This is a genomic window from Pseudomonas sp. EA_15y_Pfl1_P101, assembly GCF_963970835.1.
Lineage (GTDB): Bacteria > Pseudomonadota > Gammaproteobacteria > Pseudomonadales > Pseudomonadaceae > Aquipseudomonas > Aquipseudomonas tritici.
On sequence record NZ_CAXAPA010000003.1, the window covers coordinates 93,503 to 113,269 of the forward strand.

Here is a 19,767-nt window from a genome sequence, read left to right on the forward strand (position 1 = left end):
AGGGCCTTCGATGACTGACCTGCTGACTCCCATCCAAGCTGCACTCGACCTGCCGCAAACGCCCCTGACCTTTACCGAAGCCGGCGCCCTGCCCTCGACTTTAGCCGTGACCGAACTGGCCAGCGCCAGTATCGGCGCTGCCGGCCAGGCCTTGGCCCAGTTGATCCAGCAACAGACCGGGCGCTTGCCCGGCGTCAGCGTGGACCGGCGCCTCGCCTCTTTCTGGTTTTCATCCTCGATTCGCCCGGTGGGCTGGCAAGTGCCGCCGCTGTGGGATCCGGTAGCCGGTGACTATGCCAGCGCCGATGGCTGGATTCGCCTGCACACCAACGCCCCCCATCACCGAGGCGCCGCCGAGCGGGTGTTAGGCAAAGTCACTGACCGTGCCGAGATGGCTGCCCGCGTTGCCCCATGGAGCGCCGCTGAACTGGAACAGGCGATTGTCGATGAAGGTGGCTGTGCGGCGCAGATGCGTGCCTGGCAGGCCTGGCAAGTGCACCCGCAAGGGTTGGCGGTGAATGCTGAAGACCTGGTGCAGCGCCAGACCTTTGAACCCGACGCCGACAAACCCTGGCTCGGCTCGGTGACGCGGCCACTCGCGGGCATCAAGGTGCTGGACCTGACTCGCGTGCTGGCCGGCCCCGTGGCCAGTCGTTTTCTCGCGGGCCTGGGCGCCGACGTGCTGCGTATCGACTCGCCGACCTGGAACGAACCCGGCGTAGTACCGGAAATGACCCTCGGCAAACGCTGTGCCCGTCTCGACTTGAAGACCCCAGAAGGCCGTCGGATTTTCGAAAGCCTGCTCAAGGAGGCCGACATTCTGTTCCACGGCTACCGTGCCGACGCCTTGGAGCAATTGGGTTACACCGCCAACGAACTGCAAACCCTCACCCCCGGCCTGATCGACGTGAGTCTCAACGCCTACGGCTGGAGCGGCCCGTGGCGAAATCGCCGGGGTTTCGACAGCCTGGTGCAAATGAGCAGCGGGATTGCCGACGCGGGCATGGCCTGGAAACAATCGGATAAACCGGTGCCGCTGCCGTTGCAGGCGCTGGATCACGCGACCGGGTATTTGATGGCGGCCAGTGCGATTCAGGCATTGAGCGAACGGTTGAAAACCGGGCGCGGCGGTTCGGCGCGGTTGTCGTTGGCACGTACGGCGAAGTTATTGGTGGAGGCGGGACAGGTGCCGGAGCAACCGGGGTTGCGCACTGAAGAGCCAGGGGATCAGGGTTTGGTGATGGAGCAAACAACCTGGGGCCAGGCCCATCGGTTGTTGGCGCCGCTGACCATCAGCGGCACGCCGTTGCAGTGGGATTTGCCGGCTGGGGAATTGGGGTCGCACCGGCCGCAGTGGTGATCTGACCTGCGCTATCGCAGGCAAGCCAGCGCCCACACTTGACCGCATTCCAACTGTGGGCGCTGGCTTGCCTGCTATAAGGCCCGTACAGACACTATCAATCTGACCGCTGCAACGACGTCCACAAATGCTGCGCCGCATAAGCCCTGAGCGGCCGCCAAGCCTCGGCCCGCGCCGACAACTGCCGCGCCGAAACCGGCCCACCCGCCAACGCTGCCAGCGCATTAATCAGCCCGATATCCCCCGTCGCAAACGCATCCGCCTCACGCATCTGGCGCATTGCGATGTACTGCGCCGTCCAATCGCCAATCCCCGGTAAAGCCACCAGCCGTGCCACGCCTTCCTTGAGGCTGGCCTTGGGTTCGAACACTTCAGGATCATCCAGCAACGCCTGTGCGACACCCGACAACGTGCGCCCACGCGCCTTGGGCATGCCCAAGGTCGCCAGGTCCGCAGCCGCCAATACCTCGGGCGTGGGAAAAACATGCGTGATACCCGCATACGGTGTTTGCAGCGGCTGACCGTATTGCGCCACCAGCTTGCCCGCCAAACGAATCGCGGCCACTACCGTGATCTGCTGGCCCAGCACTGCCCGAATCGCCAGTTCCAGGCCATCCCAAGTGCCCGGCACGCGCAGGCCGGGACGCGCCGCCACCAACTGCGCCATCAACGGGTCCGTCGCCAATTGCGCGTTGATCAACTGAGGCTGGGCATCCAGATCAAACAGCTTGCGCAGGCGCCGTTCGATCTCAGGCAGCGCCGAACCCTCTGGAAACTCCACCGCCACGTCCAACCAATCGCCAGCCCCCGGTACCACGCTGAGCCAGCCGTGCTGGCCGCTCACGCTGATACTGCGCCGGTACATGCCAGCTTCGACCGTCTCCATCCCAGCGATAGCGCGCGCCGATAGAAAACCCACCATCGCCGCCCAGTCATAAGGCGGCTGATACGCCAGTCTCACAGCGACAGCACTCCGCTATACAGCCCATACGCCGCCAACCCGGCGCCCGCGATCACGCAGCTGAAAATGCCTTTTTCCAGGTGGGTAAACAGAGGCTGGCCCTGCTCACGCTTGGCGAGGGCAAACAGGATCACGCCCGGTGCATACAGCAGCGCCGACAGCAGCAGGTACTTCAAGCCGCCAGCGTAGAGCAGCCACACCGCATAGCCGAGGGCGATCAGGCCCACCAGCAAGTCTTTCATGCGCTGGCCGTGAGCGCCCTCATAGGTTTCGCCACGCCCGCTCAACAACACCGCATACGCCGCCGACCACAGGTACGGCACCAGAATCATCGACGAGGCCAGGTAAATCAGGGTGGTGTAGGTGCTGTGGGAAAACAGTGTAATCACCAGGAAGGCCTGGATCATCACATTGGTCAGCCACAACGCGTTGACCGGCACCTGGTTGGCGTTTTCCTTTTTCAGAAAGGCCGGCATGGTCTTGTCATGGGCGGTGGCGTAGAGAATTTCCGCGCAGAGCAGCGCCCAGGACAGTAAGGCGCCGAGCAGTGACACCGCCAGGCCAATGCTGATTGCCATCGCGCCCCAGGGCCCGACGATATGCTCCAGCACACCGGCCAGGGACGGGTTTTGCAACTGCGCGAGCTCCGGCTGGCTCATGATCCCCAGGGACAGCACATTCACCAGCACCAGCAACGCCAACACGCCAAGAAAGCCGATCAGCGTGGCGCGGCCCACGTCCGAGCGTTTCTCGGCGCGCGCCGAATACACGCTGGCGCCCTCGATGCCGATAAACACAAACACGGTGACCAGCATCATGTTGCGCACCTGGTCCACCACATTGCCGATGCCCGGATTACCCAGGCCCCAGATGTCCCGGGTGAAAATATCCGCCTTGAACGCTACGGCGGCGATCACGATGAACATCAGCAACGGCACGATCTTGGCCACCGTGGTGATCTGGTTGATGAGGGCCGCCTCCTTGATCCCGCGCATTACCAGGAAATGTACGCCCCACAGCAGCAACGACGCACAGCCGATGGCCACTGGTGTGTTGCCCTGGCCAAACACCGGAAAAAAGTAACCGAGGGTGCTGAACAGCAACACGAAGTAACCGACGTTGCCCATCCAGGCGCTGATCCAATAGCCCCATGCGGAGGAGAAGCCCATATAGTCGCCGAAACCCGCCTTGGCGTAGGCATACACCCCCGAGTCCAGATCGGGTTTGCGATTGGCCAGGGTCTGGAACACAAACGCAAGGGTCAGCATGCCGACGGCGGTGATCGCCCAGCCGATCAATACGGCACCTACCTCGGCGCGCGCGGCCATGTTCTGCGGTAGGGAGAAGATCCCGCCGCCGATCATCGAGCCCACTACCAAGGCAATCAAAGCACTGAGTCGAAGTTTTTGGGCCGGTTGGGACATGAACACTCCTGAATAAATAATAATTCGAGCTAACAACCGTGCACTCAACTAATTAACTCAGCCAGTGTATCGTTTATTAGAGACTGCGATAAAAACGCTACGCCCATAACCCAACGGCATGACAGCTTGTATAGTTTAGGCTTACTTATGATTTAAATACGGCGACTACCTTGTCGCTTCCACGCTACTTGCTGTCGCATTTTCGCAAAGTTTGCACATTCGAGAAAACGGTCTAGCTTCAAACGCCCATAGGCAGCACTAAATGATTAATCAAAACGCAGGGATCGCTCTGGGAAGCGGCTTTGCGCGGAAAATTCGTGCCTGAAGCTTTCAACCTCAAGTTATTAATTCACAAAGGTATCTGCCAATGAAGTGATCTGAGTCAGATGATTGATTAGCGCACGGCATTATTCTGCGGCCTCTCTTCTCCTGCATTGGAGTTATGCGATGTCTGAATCTCCCGGAAAACTTCGATTAGGCGCACTGGTTGCACTTGTCGTCGGTTCAATGATTGGTGGCGGGATCTTCTCACTGCCGCAAAACATGGCCGCCAGCGCCGATGTCGGTGCGGTGTTGATTGGTTGGGTGATTACCGCCATCGGCATGCTGACCCTCGCGTTTGTCTTTCAAACTCTTGCCAACCGCAAGCCCGACCTCGACGGCGGGGTGTACGCCTACGCCAAGGCCGGTTTTGGCGACTACATGGGTTTCTCCTCCGCGTGGGGCTACTGGATCAGCGCCTGGCTGGGCAACGTCGGTTACTTCGTGTTGCTGTTCAGCACCCTCGGCTACTTTTTTCCGATCTTTGGCGAAGGCAACACGCCGGCCGCAGTGATCGGTGCGTCGGTACTGCTGTGGGCCGTGCATTTCCTGGTGCTGCGCGGGATCAAGGAAGCGGCGTTCATCAACCTGGTGACCACCGTCGCCAAGATCGTGCCGCTGGTGCTGTTCGTGTTGATCGCAGTGTTCGCGTTCAAGCTGGACATCTTCACCGCAGACATCTGGGGCGTGAAAAACCCTGACCTGGGCAGTGTGATGAACCAGGTGCGCAACATGATGCTGGTCACCGTGTGGGTGTTCATCGGCATCGAAGGCGCAAGCATCTTCTCCTCCCGTGCGGAAAAACGCTCCGACGTGGGCAAGGCTACCGTGATTGGTTTTATCACCGTGTTGCTGTTCCTGATGCTGGTGAACGTACTGTCGCTGGGGATCATGACTCAGCCAGAACTGGCCAAGCTGCAGAACCCGTCGATGGCCGCCGTGCTGGAGCATGTGGTGGGCCACTGGGGCGCGGTGCTGATCAGCGTCGGCTTGATCATCTCGCTGCTCGGGGCGTTGCTGTCATGGGTGCTGCTGTGTGCGGAGATCATGTTCGCCGCTGCCAAGGACCACACCATGCCGGAGTTCCTGCGTAAGGAAAACGCCAACCACGTGCCGGTCAATGCCCTTTGGCTGACCAACGCGATGGTGCAGATTTTCCTGGTGATCACACTGTTTTCCGCCAGCACCTACCTGTCGCTGATCTACCTCGCCACCTCGATGATCCTGGTGCCTTACCTGTGGTCGGCGGCCTACGCCCTGCTGCTGGCGGTGCGTGGCGAAACCTACGAAAACGCCCTGGCCGAACGCAAGAAAGACCTGTTCATTGGCGCGGTCGCCCTGATCTACGCGATCTGGCTGCTCTACGCCGGCGGCACCAAATACCTGCTGCTCTCCGCCCTGCTCTACGCCCCCGGCGCGATCCTGTTCGCCAAGGCCAAGCGTGAACTGGGCAAACCGATTTTCACCCTCGTCGAGAAGCTGATTTTCGCCGCAGTGGTCATTGGCGCCCTGGTGGCGGCGTATGGGCTCTACGACGGCTTTTTGACCTTGTAGCTTTTTACCCAAAGAAACTGTTGTTCCTTGGAGGATCTGTAATGACCACGGAAAAAGTAAAGTACGGCGTACATTCCGAAGCCGGCAAACTGCGCAAAGTCATGGTGTGCTCCCCAGGCTTGGCCCATCAACGACTGACGCCCAACAACTGCGATGAACTGCTGTTCGATGACGTGTTGTGGGTGGCCCAGGCCAAGCGCGACCATTTCGACTTCGTGACCAAGATGCGCGAGCGGGACATTGATGTGCTGGAAATGCACAACCTGCTGACCGACATCGTTGCCAACCCTGAAGCGCTCGACTGGATCCTGGCGCGCAAGATCACCTCCAACACGGTCGGCCTGGGCCTGGTCGATGAAGTCAGCTCGTGGCTGCGCAGTCTGGAGCCGCGCAAGATCGCTGAGTTCCTGATCGGCGGCGTATCGGCGGATGACCTGCCGAGCAGCTTTGGTGGCAAGACCATCGAGATGTTCCGCGACTTCCTCGGCCACGCCAGTTTCATCCTGCCCCCGCTGCCCAACACTCAGTTCACCCGTGACACCACCTGCTGGATCTACGGCGGCGTGACGCTGAACCCGATGTACTGGCCGGCGCGACGCCAGGAAACCCTGTTGGCCAGCGCCATCTATAAATTCCACCCTGAGTTCACCCACGCGGACTTCCAGATCTGGTACGGCGACCCCGACCAGGAACACGGTGCCGCCACGCTGGAAGGCGGCGACGTGATGCCCATTGGTAACGGCGTGGTCTTGATCGGTATGGGCGAACGCTCGTCCCACCAAGCCATCGGCCAATTGGCGCGCAACTTGTTCAAAAACAAAGCCGTGGAACGCGTGATCGTTGCCGGACTGCCGAAATCCCGCGCGGCGATGCACCTGGATACCGTGTTCAGCTTCTGCGACCGCGACCTGGTCACCATCTTCCCCGAAGTGGTCAACCAAATCGTCCCCTTCACCCTGCGCCCTGACGAAAGCAAGCCGCACGGTATCGATATCCAACGCGAGAAAACCAACTTCCTTGAGACCGTAGCCGCAGCGCTCAACCTCAAGGCCCTGCGTGTGGTTGAAACCGGTGGCAACAGCTTCGCCGCCGAACGCGAGCAGTGGGACGACGGCAACAACGTAGTCGCCGTGGAGCCTGGCGTGGTGATCGGTTACGACCGCAACACCTACACCAACACCTTGCTGCGCAAGGCCGGTGTGGAAGTCATCACCATCAGCGCCGGTGAACTCGGCCGCGGCCGTGGCGGCGGCCACTGCATGACCTGCCCGATCATCCGCGACCCAATCGACTATTAAGGAGATCCATCATGGCTTTCAACATGCGCAACCGCAGCCTGCTCTCGCTGATGCACCACACCACCCGCGAGCTCAACTACCTGCTGGACCTGTCCCGAGACCTCAAACGCGCCAAATACACCGGCACCGAGCGTGCGCACCTGAAAGGCAAGAACATCGCGCTGATCTTCGAAAAAACCTCGACCCGCACCCGTTGCGCTTTCGAAGTCGCAGCCCATGACCAGGGTGCCCACGTCACCTATATCGATCCGGTTTCATCGCAGATCGGCCACAAAGAAAGCATGAAAGACACCGCCCGGGTGCTCGGGCGCATGTTCGATGCCATTGAGTACCGTGGCTTCGAGCAGGAAATCGTCGAAGAGCTGGCCAAATTCGCCGGCGTGCCGGTGTTCAACGGACTCACCGCCGAATTCCACCCGACGCAAATGATCGCCGACACCCTGACCATGCGCGAACACAGCGACAAGCCGTTGCATGACATCAGCTACGCCTACCTCGGCGATGCCCGTTACAACATGGGCAACTCGCTGCTGATGATCGGCGCCAAGCTGGGCATGGACGTGCGCATCGGTGCGCCGAAAGCCCTGTGGCCGCACGAAGATTTCATCAAGCAATGCCAGGCGTTCGCCGAAGAAAGCGGCGCACGCATCACCATCACCGAAGACCCGAAAGAAGCCGTGAAAGGCGTGGACTTCATCCACACCGATATCTGGGTGTCGATGGGTGAGCCGGTGGAAGCGTGGGACGAGCGCATCGAGCAACTGCTGCCCTACCAAGTCAACGCCAAGATGATGAAAGCCTCGGGCAACCCACGCGTGAAGTTCATGCACTGCCTGCCGGCGTTCCACAACAGCGAAACCAAGGTCGGCAAGGACATCGCCGCGCGCTATCCGAACCTGGCCAATGGCGTGGAAGTGACTGAAGAGGTGTTTGAATCGCCGGCCAACATTGCGTTTGAGCAGGCGGAGAACCGCATGCATACCATCAAGGCGATTCTGGTGTCGGCGTTGGCGGATATCTAACCCTTAAGTTGGCAATGAGGACAAATGTGGGAGCCGGGCTTGCCCGCGATGCAGGCACCTCGGTCTATCAAGCAGACCGCGGTGATGCTATCGCAGGCAAGCCAGCTCCCACATTGACCGCGTTCCTTCATCAGAACTTTCAGAAGGACACTTTGTATGCGCATCGTCGTAGCCCTGGGCGGCAACGCCCTGCTCCGCCGTGGTGAACCCATGACGGCGGACAACCAACGCGCCAATATTCGCATCGCCACCGAGCAGATCGCCAAGATCCATACCGGCAACGAGCTGGTGATCGCCCACGGCAATGGCCCGCAAGTCGGCCTGCTGTCATTGCAGGCGGCGGCCTACACCCAGGTTTCGCCCTACCCGCTGGACGTGCTCGGCGCCGAGACCGAAGGCATGATCGGCTACATCATCGAGCAGGAGCTGGGCAATCTATTGGACTTCGAAGTGCCGTTCGCCACCTTGCTCACCCAGGTGGAAGTCGACGCCAAGGACCCAGCGTTCCAGAACCCGACCAAGCCCATCGGCCCGGTGTACTCCAAGGCCGAAGCGCAAAAGCTCGCCGCCGAAAAAGGCTGGGCAATTGCACCAGACGGCGATAAATACCGCCGTGTGGTCGCCAGCCCACGGCCGAAACGTATCTTTGAAATCCGCCCGATCAAGTGGCTACTGGAAAAAAGCGCCATCGTGATCTGCGCCGGAGGTGGCGGCATCCCGACAATGTACGGCGAAGACGGCAAGCTCCAAGGCATCGAAGCGGTGATCGACAAAGACCTCTGCTCATCCTTGCTGGCTGCGCAACTGGACGCCGATTTGCTGGTGATCGCCACCGATGTCAACGCCGCTTTCATCGACTACGGCAAGCCGACCCAAAAAGCCATCGGCCAGGCCCACCCTGACGAAATGGAAAAACTCGGCTTCGCCGCCGGTTCCATGGGGCCCAAGGTGCAAGCCGCCTGCGAGTTCGCCCGCCAGACTGGCAAAACCGCCGTCATCGGTTCACTCTCGGACATCGAAGCCATCGTCCAGGGCAGCGCCGGTACACGCATCAGCACGGCAAAACCTGGCATCACCTATCTGTGAAGTGGAGGAGAGACGCCTATGGCCACCTTTGAACCCGGTCACTTGCACGTTGAACGTCACGCGCTGAATGCCCAGGACTACAGCTACAACCTGTGCATCGAGTATGAAGTCAGCCAGGACCCCAAGGAAGGCAAGGGGATGCTGTTCACGCTGCATGGCTCGGTGCAGGGCAAGGACCTCAAGGAAGCGTTCTTCCTGCCCAAGGACCAGGCGTTCGACTTTGCGCGGCATGCGATGAATATTGCGCAGAAGTATGGAATGCCCAAGACCGCGGTGTTGAACGGCTCGATGCACAAGCAGTACGACTTGATGTTCGAGGATGTGCGGCATCAGCTGGATGTGAAGCCGGGTGATCCAGTCAAGCCCGAGCACCTGGAGTAACAACACCGCAAATCCCCTGTGGGAGCTGACTGGCTTGCTCCCACATTTTGATCTCCATCATCTCCAAGGCATACTGGCCACCCTCCGCACTCCAGAATCAAGATCCGCCCCATGCGTATCCACGTCAGCTTCATCGACCGCGTCGGCATCACCCAGGAAGTCCTGGCCTTGCTCGGTGGGCGTAATCTCAACCTGGATGCGGTGGAAATGGTGCCGCCCAATGTCTACATCGATGCGCCGACCCTGAGCGCTGAGGTGCTGGAAGCGCTGCGCGACGCCCTCTTCCGCGTGCACGGCGTACAGGCGGTCACGGTGGTGGATATCCTCCCCGGTCAACGCCGCCACCTGCAACTCGATGCCCTGCTGGCCGCCATGACCGACCCGGTGCTGGCCCTGGATAGCGCCGGCAAGATTCTGTTGGCCAACCCGGCACTGATCGCCCTGTATGGCCGCGAACCGGCCGGGGAAAGCATCAGCGAGCTGTTCAACGACCCGACGCTGCTGGACACGTTGCTGGAACACGGCTTTCGCCTGCCGCTGCGTGAGATCAGCGTCAACGGCCAGACCTTGCTGCTGGACGCCACGCCGATCACCGACGCCGGTGCCCTGCTCACCCTCTACCAACCCAACCGTATCGGCGAACAACTGTCGGCGCTGCACCACGACCATGCCGAAGGGTTTGATGCGCTGCTCGGCGAATCCCCCGTCATCCGCACGCTCAAGGCGCGCGCGCAGCGGGTGGCGGCATTGGATGCACCGCTATTGATTCAAGGCGAAACCGGCACCGGCAAGGAGCTGGTGGCACGTGCCTGCCACGCCATCAGCGCGCGTCACAGCGCGCCCTTTCTGGCATTGAACTGCGCGGCGCTGCCGGAAAACCTCGCCGAAAGTGAACTGTTCGGTTATGCACCGGGCGCCTTTACCGGCGCGCAACGCGGCGGCAAGCCGGGGCTGATGGAGTTGGCCAACCAGGGCACGGTGTTCCTGGATGAGATCGGTGAGATGTCGCCGTACCTGCAGGCCAAGCTGCTGCGTTTTCTCAATGACGGCAGCTTCCGTCGCGTCGGTGGCGACCGTGAAGTGAAGGTCAATGTGCGCATCCTCAGCGCCACCCACCGCGACCTGGAAAAGATGGTCAGCGAGGGCACCTTTCGCGAAGACTTGTTCTACCGCCTCAATGTGCTCAACGTCGAAGTACCGCCGCTGCGCGAACGCGGCCAGGACATCCTGCTGCTGGCGCGCTATTTCATGCAGCAGGCTTGTGCGCAGATCCAACGTCCGGTCTGCCGCCTGGCGCCCGGCACTTACCCGGCGCTGTTGGGCAACCGCTGGCCGGGCAATGTGCGCCAGTTGCAAAACGTGATCTTCCGAGCCGCCGCCATCTGTGAAAGCAGCCTGGTGGACATTGGCGACCTCGACATCGCCGGCACGTCAGTAGCGCGCCAGGGCGACGGTGAAGTCGACAGCCTGGAACAGGCCATGGAAGATTTCGAGCGCAGCCTGCTGGAAAAGCTCTACAGCAGCTACCCCTCGACGCGCCAACTGGCCAGCCGCTTGCAGACTTCCCACACGGCGATTGCCCATCGCCTGCGCAAGTACGGCATTCCCAACAAACCCTGACTGAACAAACGCAGTCTCAATGGGGGAGTTGGCTGGCCTGCGATAGCGGTGGGTCAGCCGGCCCATTTGGGTTTGATGGACCGCCATCGCAGGCCAGCCAGCGCCCACAGGACCGTATTGCAAAAGTTGGTCTGAGAACGACATCGGCTGTACTGAAAGCGCTACAGCGGAACGATATCGCTACAACCTTGTTTTTTGCGCGCCATGCAAGGCTTTGATCCGCATAGGCTTTTTTCTGCGCGTCGGAGTGTAGCGAAATCGCTACAGCCAAATGCCCTATCGTCATAACCATTTTTTATTAAACCCTTGATTTAAAAGGCTTTAACAAGCTTGGCCGCGATATTGCTAAGTAACTCCCCATTATTCCAATCCCGTCCACCAGACGAATCTGGCCCCGAGGAGTTTCCATGAGCGAGTTGCGTTTCACTGAAGATCACGAATGGCTGCGCGCCGAAGCTGACGGCAGCGTCACCGTGGGGATCACCGCTTTTGCGCAGAACGCGCTGGGTGATGTGGTTTTCGTGCAACTGCCGCAGTTGCAGGCTTACGACAAGGGCGCCGAAGCGTCTACCGTCGAGTCCGTAAAAGCCGCCAGCGGCGTGTACATGCCTTTGGACGGTGAAGTGCTCGAAGTGAACGAAAAACTCGATGGCAACCCGGAACTGGTCAACGAAGACCCGATGGGCGAAGGTTGGTTCTTCCGCTTTAAACCGGCCGACGCCGAGGCGGTAGCTAAACTGCTGGATCAGGACGCGTACGACCGCCTGATCAAAGCCAACGCTGAAGCCTGAGGAGCGCGCCATGACGATCAACTTGAGCACTGCCAACGAATTTATCGCCCGCCACATCGGCCCGCGTCAGGAAGACGAGCAGCACATGCTGGCCAGCCTGGGTTTCGACTCCCTGGAAGCCCTGAGCGCCAGCGTGATCCCGGAAAGCATCAAGGGCACCAGCGTGCTCGGCCTGGAAGACGGCCTGAGCGAAGCCGAGGCCCTGGCCAGGATCAAGGCCATCGCCGGCAAGAACCAATTGTTCAAAACCTACATCGGCCAGGGCTACTACAACTGCCACACGCCGTCGCCGATCCTGCGTAACCTGCTGGAAAATCCGGCCTGGTACACCGCCTACACGCCGTACCAGCCAGAGATTTCCCAAGGCCGCCTGGAAGCGTTGCTGAATTTCCAGACCCTGATCAGCGACCTCACCGGCCTGCCGATCGCCAACGCCTCCCTGCTCGACGAAGCCACCGCTGCCGCCGAGGCCATGACCTTCTGCAAACGCCTGAGCAAGAACAAGGGCAGCAATGCCTTCTTCGCCTCGATCCACAGCCACCCGCAAACCCTCGACGTGCTGCGCACCCGTGCCGAGCCGTTGGGTATCGATGTGGTCGTAGGCGATGAGCGCGAACTGAACGACGTCACCCCGTTTTTCGGCGCCCTGCTGCAATATCCAGCCAGCAACGGTGACGTGTTCGACTACCGCGAGCTCACCGAGCGCTTCCACGCCGCCAACGCACTGGTCGCGGTAGCCGCTGACCTGCTGGCCCTGACCCTGCTGACCCCACCGGGTGAATTCGGCGCCGACGTGGCCATCGGCAGCGCGCAACGCTTCGGCGTGCCGCTGGGCTTCGGTGGCCCGCACGCGGCGTACTTCTCCACCAAGGATGCGTTCAAGCGCGACATGCCGGGCCGCCTGGTAGGTGTGTCCGTCGACCGTTTCGGCAAGCCGGCCCTGCGCCTGGCGATGCAGACCCGCGAGCAGCATATCCGCCGCGAAAAGGCCACCAGCAACATCTGCACCGCCCAGGTGCTACTGGCCAACATCGCCAGCATGTACGCCGTGTACCACGGCCCCAAAGGCCTGACCCAGATCGCCCAGCGCGTGCACCAGTTGACCGCGATCCTGGCCAAGGGCTTGACCGCCCTGGGCCTGAAAGTCGAGCAAGCCAACTTCTTCGACACCATTACCCTCAACACCGGCGCCAACACCGCCGCCCTGCACGACAAGGCCCGTGCCCAGCGCATCAACCTGCGTGTGGTGGACGCTGAGCGTCTTGGCGTGTCGGTGGACGAAACCACCACCCAGGCGGATATCGAAACGCTGTGGAGCATCTTCGCCGACGGCAAGCCGCTGCCAGCCTTCACTGCCAACGTTGACAGCGCCCTACCGGCCGCACTGCTGCGCCAGTCGCCCGTCCTCAGCCACCCGGTGTTCAACCGTTATCACTCGGAAACCGAGCTGATGCGCTACCTGCGCAAGCTGGCCGACAAGGACCTGGCGCTGGACCGCACCATGATCCCGCTGGGCTCGTGCACCATGAAGCTCAACGCCGCCAGCGAAATGATCCCGGTGACCTGGGCCGAGTTCGGTGCCCTGCACCCCTTCGCCCCGGCCGAGCAAAGCACCGGTTACCTGGAGCTGACCTCCGACCTGGAAGCCATGCTCTGCGCGGCCACCGGTTACGATGCAATCTCCCTGCAGCCGAACGCCGGCTCCCAAGGCGAGTACGCGGGCCTGTTGGCCATCCGTGCGTACCACCAGAGCCGTGGCGATGAACGCCGCGACATCTGCCTGATCCCATCGTCGGCCCACGGCACCAACCCTGCCACCGCCAACATGGCTGGCATGCGCGTTGTCGTCACAGCCTGCGATGCGCGTGGCAACGTCGATATCGAAGACCTGCGCGCCAAGGCCATCGAGCACCGCGACCACCTCGCCGCGCTGATGATTACCTACCCGTCCACCCATGGTGTGTTCGAAGAAGGTATCCGCGAAATCTGCGGCATCATTCACGACAACGGCGGCCAGGTGTACATCGACGGCGCCAACATGAACGCCATGGTCGGCCTGTGCGCACCGGGCAAGTTCGGCGGCGACGTGTCCCACCTGAACCTGCACAAGACCTTCTGCATTCCCCACGGCGGTGGCGGCCCGGGCGTCGGCCCGATTGGCGTCAAGTCGCACCTCACGCCGTTCCTGCCAGGCCACGCAGCCATGGAACGCAAGGAAGGCGCGGTCTGCGCGGCGCCGTTCGGCAGCGCAAGCATTCTGCCGATCACCTGGATGTACATCAGCATGATGGGCGGCGCGGGCCTCAAGCGCGCTTCGCAACTGGCGATCCTGAATGCCAACTACATTTCCCGTCGTCTGGAGGAGCACTACCCCGTGCTCTACACCGGCAGCAACGGCCTGGTAGCGCATGAATGCATCCTAGACCTGCGCCCACTCAAAGACAGCAGCGGCATCAGCGTAGATGACGTGGCCAAGCGCCTGATCGACTTCGGCTTCCATGCGCCGACCATGTCGTTCCCGGTCGCGGGCACGTTGATGATCGAGCCGACCGAGAGCGAATCCAAGGAAGAACTGGACCGCTTCTGCGACGCCATGATCGCCATCCGCGAAGAAATCCGCGCCGTGGAAAACGGCACCCTGGACAAGGATGACAACCCGCTGAAGAACGCGCCGCACACCGCAGCCGAGCTGGTGGGCGAGTGGACACACCCGTATAGCCGTGAACAGGCTGTGTACCCGGTGGCTTCGTTGATCGAAGGCAAATACTGGCCGCCGGTTGGCCGGGTCGACAACGTGTTTGGCGATCGCAACCTAGTGTGTGCATGCCCGTCGATCGAGAGCTACGCATAACTGAGGCTGTGCTCGATTAGATGTGAAAGCTGGCTTGTGTGGGAGCTGGCTTGCCTGCGATAGCCTCACCTCGGTCTGCCAGATGGACCGAGGTGCCTGCATCGCGGGCAAGCCCGGCTCCCACACACACCTCTTCCACAGTTGAATCGAGTACCTCCCACACATAATAAGAAACCGGAGAACAACCATGTCCCTTAGCGTGTTCGACCTGTTCAAGATTGGCATCGGCCCCTCCAGTTCCCACACCGTCGGCCCGATGCGCGCCGCAGCCCGGTTTGTCGAGGGCTTGCGCCGTGACAACCTGCTGAGCGCCACCACCACCGTCAAGGTGGAACTCTATGGATCGCTGGGCGCCACCGGCAAAGGCCACGGCAGCGACAAGGCCGTGCTGCTCGGACTGGAAGGCGAACACCCGGACACCGTCAACACCGAAACCGTGGCGACGCGCCTGGCGCAGATGCGCAAGGACGGCTGCCTGAATTTGCTCGGCGAACACAGCATTGCGTTCAATGAGAAAGAACACTTGGCGATGATTCGCAAACCCCTCACCTACCACCCCAACGGCATGATCTTTCGTGCCTTTGACGCCGCCAACATCCAGATCCGCAGCCGCGAGTACTACTCGGTCGGTGGCGGGTTTGTGGTAGATGAGGACGCCGCAGGCGCTGACCGGATTGTCGAAGACGCCACGCCGCTGACCTTCCCCTTCAAACACGCCAAAGACCTGCTCGGTCATTGCACTACCTATGGGTTGTCCATCAGCCAGGTGATGCTGACCAATGAGAGTGCCTGGCGCCCCGAAGCGGAGACCCGCGCAGGCCTGTTGAAAATCTGGCAAGTGATGCAGGACTGCGTCGACGCGGGCTGCCGCAATGAGGGGATTTTGCCGGGTGGCTTGAAGGTCAAGCGGCGCGCTGCTGCGCTGCATCGCCAGCTGTGCAAGCACCCGGAATCGGCGCTGCGCGACCCGTTGTCGGTGCTGGATTGGGTCAACCTTTACGCCCTGGCAGTCAACGAAGAAAACGCCAACGGCGGGCGCGTAGTCACGGCGCCGACCAACGGCGCGGCCGGGATCGTGCCAGCCGTACTGCATTACTACATGCGCTTTATCCCCGGCGCGAACGAAGACGGCGTGGTGCGTTTTCTGCTCACCGCCGCTGCCATCGGCATTCTGTACAAGGAAAACGCCTCGATTTCCGGCGCCGAAGTCGGCTGCCAGGGTGAAGTAGGCGTGGCCTGTTCGATGGCGGCGGGCGCGCTGTGCGAAGTATTGGGTGGCAGCGTCTCCCAAGTGGAAAACGCCGCCGAGATCGGCATGGAACACAACCTCGGCCTGACCTGCGACCCGATTGGCGGGCTGGTGCAGGTGCCCTGCATCGAGCGCAATGCCATGGGTTCGGTCAAGGCGATCAATGCGGTGCGTATGGCCTTGCGCGGCGACGGCCAACATTTCGTCTCGCTGGATAAAGTCATCCGCACCATGCGCCAGACTGGCGCCGACATGAAAAGCAAATACAAGGAAACCGCCCGTGGCGGTTTGGCGGTCAACATTATCGAGTGCTGACGCCTAACGGCGCGCCAGCACGTTTTTCAGGAGCTGAATATGTCCACCGAAACCCTGTTGAAAACCCCACTGCACGCCCTGCACATTGAGCTGGGCGCGCGCATGGTGCCCTTCGCCGGCTACGACATGCCGGTGCAATACCCTCTGGGTGTGATGAAGGAACACCTGCACACCCGTGATCAAGCCGGGCTGTTCGACGTGTCCCACATGGGCCAGATCCGCCTCACCGGCGCCAATGCGGCCAAAGCCCTGGAAACCCTGGTGCCGGTCGACATCATCGACTTGCCGGTGGGCATGCAGCGCTACGCGATGTTCACCAATGACCAGGGCGGCATTCTCGACGACCTGATGGTGGCCAACCTGGGTAACGACGAGCTGTTCCTGGTGGTCAACGCCGCCTGCAAGGATCAGGATCTGGCGCACCTGCGCCAGCATATCGGCGACCAGTGCAGCATCGAACCGCTGTTCGAAGAGCGTGCATTGCTGGCCCTGCAGGGGCCGGCGGCGGTCAAGGTACTGGCACGCCTGGCACCGGAAGTCACCAAGATGACCTTCATGCAGTTCACCACCCTGCGCCTGCTGGGTGTGGACTGCTACGTCAGTCGTTCGGGCTACACCGGTGAGGACGGCTTTGAAATCTCCGTGCCGGCCGCCAACGCCGAAAGCCTGGCCCGCAGCCTGCTCGCTGAGACCGAAGTACAGGCCATCGGCCTGGGCGCCCGCGACTCGCTGCGCCTGGAAGCCGGCCTGTGCCTGTATGGCCACGACATGAACACCGACACCACACCCATCGAAGCCAGCCTGTTGTGGGCGATCTCCAAGGCCCGCCGCGCCGACGGCGCGCGTGCCGGTGGCTTCCCGGGCGCCGACAAGGTCTTCACCCAGCAGCAAGCCGGCGTAAGTCGTAAACGTGTTGGCCTGTTGCCACAGGAGCGCACGCCAGTGCGTGAAGGCGCGGAAATCGTTGACGAACACGGCACAGTGATTGGCAGGGTGTGCAGCGGTGGTTTCGGTCCGACGCTGGGTGGCCCGCTGGCTATGGGTTACCTGGACAGTGCATTCATCGCGCTGGATACCGAAGTGTCTGCGCTGGTGCGTGGGAAAAAAGTGCCACTGCGTGTAAGTAAAATGCCATTTGTGCCGCAACGTTACTACCGCGGTTGATTGACTGTTTCTATAAGTAACGCGGTTGCGCCAGCGTGCACTAATCTGTAACGCAACCGCCACAAAACAGTGCATCACCGATAGTCTTTATTAAGTGTTTAAACCCATAACAAGTGACCAACTCTATCGAATAAGTCGACGCCTCATTATTCGCCAAAGCGTCATAAAGCCCAGCAAACACGGGGCATTTGCCAGGACTTGTTTTTTATCTATTAGTTGGCGTAGAGTTTGCGCACTGTGTTTGCATGGGTCGCTTGGAACCTGGACCTGGGCAGTAGCTGAAGTAGTTGTGCTACAACCCGTTCGACGTCTCTTACTTTCCTGCAACCCAGCCCAGTGCTCTTTCATGTGAAAGAGGCTGTCATTAATTTTAGCGTCAAGGAAATAAGAAAATGTCTGAACGTCAGAGCGGTACCGTCAAGTGGTTTAACGACGAGAAAGGGTTTGGTTTTATCACGCCAGAAAGCGGTCAGGATCTGTTCGTGCATTTCCGCGCCATTCAGGGCAACGGCTTCAAGAGCCTGAAAGAAGGCCAGAAAGTGACGTTCGTTGCTGTGCAAGGCCAGAAAGGCATGCAGGCTGACGAAGTACAAGCAGAAGGCTGATCCCAACTGCGACAAAAAGCCCCTGATGCTGACATCAGGGGCTTTTTTATGTGCGATTGCTCGTAAAATGGCTTTTTCCATTAGAGAGCCCTGCCATGTCGAAACCCCTGCTGAGCCCCACAGGCGATTTCCCCGCCGTTGGCCTGGGCCGTCGCTTGGCAGCGATGTTCTACGACTTCCTGTTGTGCACCGCGCTGCTGATCGTTACTGCGTTCTTCTACAAGCTGATCTGGATCGCGTTTATGGGCGAAGCCAGGATGCGCACGCTCACCGAGTCCGGCGCACTGGATGGCGATCCGCTGCTGTCGACGATTCTGTTGTTTGTGCTGTTTGGTTTCTTCGCCAAGTTCTGGACCCATTCCGGGCAGACCCTGGGCATGCAGGTGTGGGGCGTGCGCGTGCAGAACGCCGACGGCTCGCGGATCAGCCTGTGGCAGGCGCTGTTGCGCTTTGTGGTGTCGATTGCGTCGTGGCTGTGCGTGGGGCTGGGGTTTATCTGGTCGCTGTTCGATAAGCAAAAGCGCAGCTGGCACGATATCTATTCGGATACGCAACTGGTGCGGGTTCCGAAGCAGAAGAAGTAATTGCAGACGACACACATCAACTGTGGGAGCTGGTTTGCCAGCTCCCACAGTTTGACAGTCTTCACAACGGGGTCAGGCGTTGCCGGCCAGCTTCAGGCGCGCAGCCTGGGTGAAGTCCAGCATGCGCTTGAGCGGGCGCACCGCATGCGGGATCACCGACGGCTCGACGAAGATCTCGTTGCTACCCTCACGCAGGCACTGCAGCGTGCGCTCCAGCGTGTTCATCGCCATCCACGGGCAGTGTGCGCAACTGCGGCACGCGGCGCCGTTGCCGGCGGTAGGCGCTTCGATAAAGACTTTGTCCGGGCACAGCTGCTGCATCTTGTAGAAGATGCCGCGGTCGGTGGCGACGATAAAGGTCTTGTTCGGCAAGCGTTGGGCAGCCGCGATCAGTTGGCTGGTTGAACCCACGGCGTCCGCCAGTTCAATCACCGCCGTCGGCGACTCCGGGTGCACCAGAATGGCTGCATCCGGGTACAGCGCCTTCATGTCTTCCAACTGCTTGGACTTGAACTCTTCGTGGACGATGCAGGCACCGTCCCACAACAGCATATCGGCACCGGTCTGGCGCTGGATGTAAGTACCCAGGTGCTTGTCCGGGCCCCAGATGATCGTCTCGCCGTTGTCCATCAGGCTTTCGACAATTTCCAGCGCACAGCTGGAGGTCACCACCCAATCCGCTCGGGCTTTGACCGCCGCCGACGTGTTGGCGTACACCACCACGGTGCGCTCGGGATGCTGATCACAGAACGCCGAAAACTCCTCCACCGGGCAACCCAGGTCCAGGGAACACGTGGCTTCCAGCGTCGGCATGAGAATGCGTTTTTCGGGCGTAAGGATTTTGGCGGTCTCGCCCATGAAGCGCACACCGGCGACCAGCACGGTCTTGGCCGGATGCGCGGCGCCGAAGCGGGCCATTTCCAGGGAGTCGGAGACACAGCCACCGGTTTCTTCGGCCAGGGCCTGGATCACCGGGTCACAATAGAAGTGGGCAACCAGGACGGCGTCTTGAGCTTTGAGCTCAGCAGCGATGGCGGTGCGCAGGCTCGCCTCTTCATCGGCGCTCAGGGCCTTGGGCTGCTTGGCGTCGAGATGGGCTTGGACCAGAAGGCGTTCAGAAATTTGCGTCATGTTCGCAAGACCTGCAGGCGCAGTAGCGCGAAAGTCGAGTGTACCACCGG

The 19,767-nt window shown here is 60.8% G+C and carries 16 protein-coding genes; 13 read left to right on the forward strand and 3 right to left on the reverse strand.

Annotation, left to right across the window (positions count from 1 at the left end; translation table 11 throughout):
* Window positions 1–10 precede the first annotated feature (10 nt).
* Window positions 11–1,360, forward strand: a complete 1,350-nt coding sequence (locus AACY36_RS05160; protein WP_339496796.1) for a CoA transferase — start codon at window positions 11–13, stop codon at window positions 1,358–1,360.
* 97 nt (window positions 1,361–1,457) lie between these two features.
* Here AACY36_RS05160 and AACY36_RS05165 read toward each other — a convergent pair whose 3' ends face one another.
* Entirely contained in the window at window positions 1,458–2,321 is an 864-nt protein-coding gene (locus AACY36_RS05165) for a DNA-3-methyladenine glycosylase family protein (protein ID WP_339417166.1), read from the reverse strand.
* Window positions 2,318–3,745 carry an arginine-ornithine antiporter gene (gene arcD, locus AACY36_RS05170; protein ID WP_339417168.1) on the reverse strand — a complete coding sequence of 476 codons (1,428 nt, stop codon included), beginning with the start codon at window positions 3,743–3,745 and terminating at the stop codon, window positions 2,318–2,320. The genes AACY36_RS05165 and arcD (AACY36_RS05170) overlap by 4 nt, the downstream gene beginning before the upstream one ends.
* Window positions 3,746–4,192: 447 nt before the next feature.
* On the opposite strand from arcD (AACY36_RS05170), the gene arcD (AACY36_RS05175) reads away from it, so the two are divergent.
* The 12 genes from arcD (AACY36_RS05175) to AACY36_RS05230 all read left to right on the forward strand — a co-directional run bounded on the left by arcD (AACY36_RS05175) (window position 4,193) and on the right by AACY36_RS05230 (window position 18,586).
* Window positions 4,193–5,620: an arginine-ornithine antiporter gene (gene arcD, locus AACY36_RS05175; protein WP_339417170.1), complete on the forward strand. Its 1,428-nt coding sequence runs from the start codon at window positions 4,193–4,195 to the stop codon at window positions 5,618–5,620.
* 41 nt (window positions 5,621–5,661) lie between these two features.
* Entirely contained in the window at window positions 5,662–6,918 is a 1,257-nt protein-coding gene (arcA, locus tag AACY36_RS05180; RefSeq protein ID WP_339417171.1) for an arginine deiminase, read from the forward strand.
* A gap of 11 nt (window positions 6,919–6,929) precedes the next feature.
* Window positions 6,930–7,940 (forward strand): ornithine carbamoyltransferase, encoded by a 1,011-nt coding sequence (locus AACY36_RS05185; protein ID WP_339417172.1) that lies wholly within the window; start codon window positions 6,930–6,932, stop codon window positions 7,938–7,940.
* A 156-nt stretch (window positions 7,941–8,096) separates the two neighbouring features.
* Window positions 8,097–9,026, forward strand: a complete 930-nt coding sequence (gene arcC / locus AACY36_RS05190) for a carbamate kinase (protein ID WP_339417173.1) — start codon at window positions 8,097–8,099, stop codon at window positions 9,024–9,026.
* Between the two features lie 18 nt (window positions 9,027–9,044).
* Entirely contained in the window at window positions 9,045–9,407 is a 363-nt protein-coding gene (locus tag AACY36_RS05195) for a DUF5064 family protein (protein ID WP_339417175.1), read from the forward strand.
* A 111-nt stretch (window positions 9,408–9,518) separates the two neighbouring features.
* Window positions 9,519–11,027, forward strand: a complete 1,509-nt coding sequence (locus AACY36_RS05200) for a sigma-54-dependent transcriptional regulator (RefSeq protein ID WP_339417176.1) — start codon at window positions 9,519–9,521, stop codon at window positions 11,025–11,027.
* Between the two features lie 407 nt (window positions 11,028–11,434).
* A complete protein-coding gene (gcvH, locus tag AACY36_RS05205) occupies window positions 11,435–11,818 on the forward strand; it encodes a glycine cleavage system protein GcvH (RefSeq protein ID WP_339417177.1) in 384 nt (127 codons plus the stop codon).
* 10 nt (window positions 11,819–11,828) lie between these two features.
* On the forward strand, window positions 11,829–14,669 hold the full coding sequence (gene gcvP, locus AACY36_RS05210) for an aminomethyl-transferring glycine dehydrogenase (protein WP_339417178.1): 2,841 nt from the start codon (window positions 11,829–11,831) through the stop codon (window positions 14,667–14,669).
* Window positions 14,670–14,856: 187 nt separating this feature from the next.
* Window positions 14,857–16,233, forward strand: coding sequence for an L-serine ammonia-lyase (locus AACY36_RS05215; protein WP_339417180.1), 1,377 nt, complete (start codon window positions 14,857–14,859; stop codon window positions 16,231–16,233).
* 39 nt (window positions 16,234–16,272) lie between these two features.
* The gene (gene gcvT, locus AACY36_RS05220; protein WP_339417182.1) at window positions 16,273–17,397 is read left to right on the forward strand and encodes a glycine cleavage system aminomethyltransferase GcvT; all 1,125 of its coding nucleotides are present in this window, start codon (window positions 16,273–16,275) and stop codon (window positions 17,395–17,397) included.
* A gap of 392 nt (window positions 17,398–17,789) precedes the next feature.
* Window positions 17,790–18,002 (forward strand): cold-shock protein, encoded by a 213-nt coding sequence (locus tag AACY36_RS05225; RefSeq protein ID WP_339417184.1) that lies wholly within the window; start codon window positions 17,790–17,792, stop codon window positions 18,000–18,002.
* A 95-nt stretch (window positions 18,003–18,097) separates the two neighbouring features.
* Entirely contained in the window at window positions 18,098–18,586 is a 489-nt protein-coding gene (locus AACY36_RS05230) for an RDD family protein (RefSeq protein ID WP_339417186.1), read from the forward strand.
* A 72-nt stretch (window positions 18,587–18,658) separates the two neighbouring features.
* Here AACY36_RS05230 and nadA read toward each other — a convergent pair whose 3' ends face one another.
* The gene (gene nadA, locus AACY36_RS05235; RefSeq protein ID WP_339417187.1) at window positions 18,659–19,717 is read right to left on the reverse strand and encodes a quinolinate synthase NadA; all 1,059 of its coding nucleotides are present in this window, start codon (window positions 19,715–19,717) and stop codon (window positions 18,659–18,661) included.
* Window positions 19,718–19,767 lie beyond the last annotated feature (50 nt).

Coding starts and splice junctions, on each gene's coding strand:
- arcD (WP_339417168.1), bottom strand. CDS start 3,745: ATGTCCCAACCGGCCCAAAAACTTCGACTCAGTGCTTTGATTGCCTTG.
- AACY36_RS05160 (WP_339496796.1), top strand. CDS start 11: ATGACTGACCTGCTGACTCCCATCCAAGCTGCACTCGACCTGCCGCAA.
- arcC (WP_339417173.1), top strand. CDS start 8,097: ATGCGCATCGTCGTAGCCCTGGGCGGCAACGCCCTGCTCCGCCGTGGT.
- gcvH (WP_339417177.1), top strand. CDS start 11,435: ATGAGCGAGTTGCGTTTCACTGAAGATCACGAATGGCTGCGCGCCGAA.
- arcA (WP_339417171.1), top strand. CDS start 5,662: ATGACCACGGAAAAAGTAAAGTACGGCGTACATTCCGAAGCCGGCAAA.
- AACY36_RS05195 (WP_339417175.1), top strand. CDS start 9,045: ATGGCCACCTTTGAACCCGGTCACTTGCACGTTGAACGTCACGCGCTG.
- AACY36_RS05185 (WP_339417172.1), top strand. CDS start 6,930: ATGGCTTTCAACATGCGCAACCGCAGCCTGCTCTCGCTGATGCACCAC.
- AACY36_RS05215 (WP_339417180.1), top strand. CDS start 14,857: ATGTCCCTTAGCGTGTTCGACCTGTTCAAGATTGGCATCGGCCCCTCC.
- AACY36_RS05225 (WP_339417184.1), top strand. CDS start 17,790: ATGTCTGAACGTCAGAGCGGTACCGTCAAGTGGTTTAACGACGAGAAA.
- AACY36_RS05230 (WP_339417186.1), top strand. CDS start 18,098: ATGTCGAAACCCCTGCTGAGCCCCACAGGCGATTTCCCCGCCGTTGGC.
- AACY36_RS05200 (WP_339417176.1), top strand. CDS start 9,519: ATGCGTATCCACGTCAGCTTCATCGACCGCGTCGGCATCACCCAGGAA.
- gcvT (WP_339417182.1), top strand. CDS start 16,273: ATGTCCACCGAAACCCTGTTGAAAACCCCACTGCACGCCCTGCACATT.
- arcD (WP_339417170.1), top strand. CDS start 4,193: ATGTCTGAATCTCCCGGAAAACTTCGATTAGGCGCACTGGTTGCACTT.
- gcvP (WP_339417178.1), top strand. CDS start 11,829: ATGACGATCAACTTGAGCACTGCCAACGAATTTATCGCCCGCCACATC.
- nadA (WP_339417187.1), bottom strand. CDS start 19,717: ATGACGCAAATTTCTGAACGCCTTCTGGTCCAAGCCCATCTCGACGCC.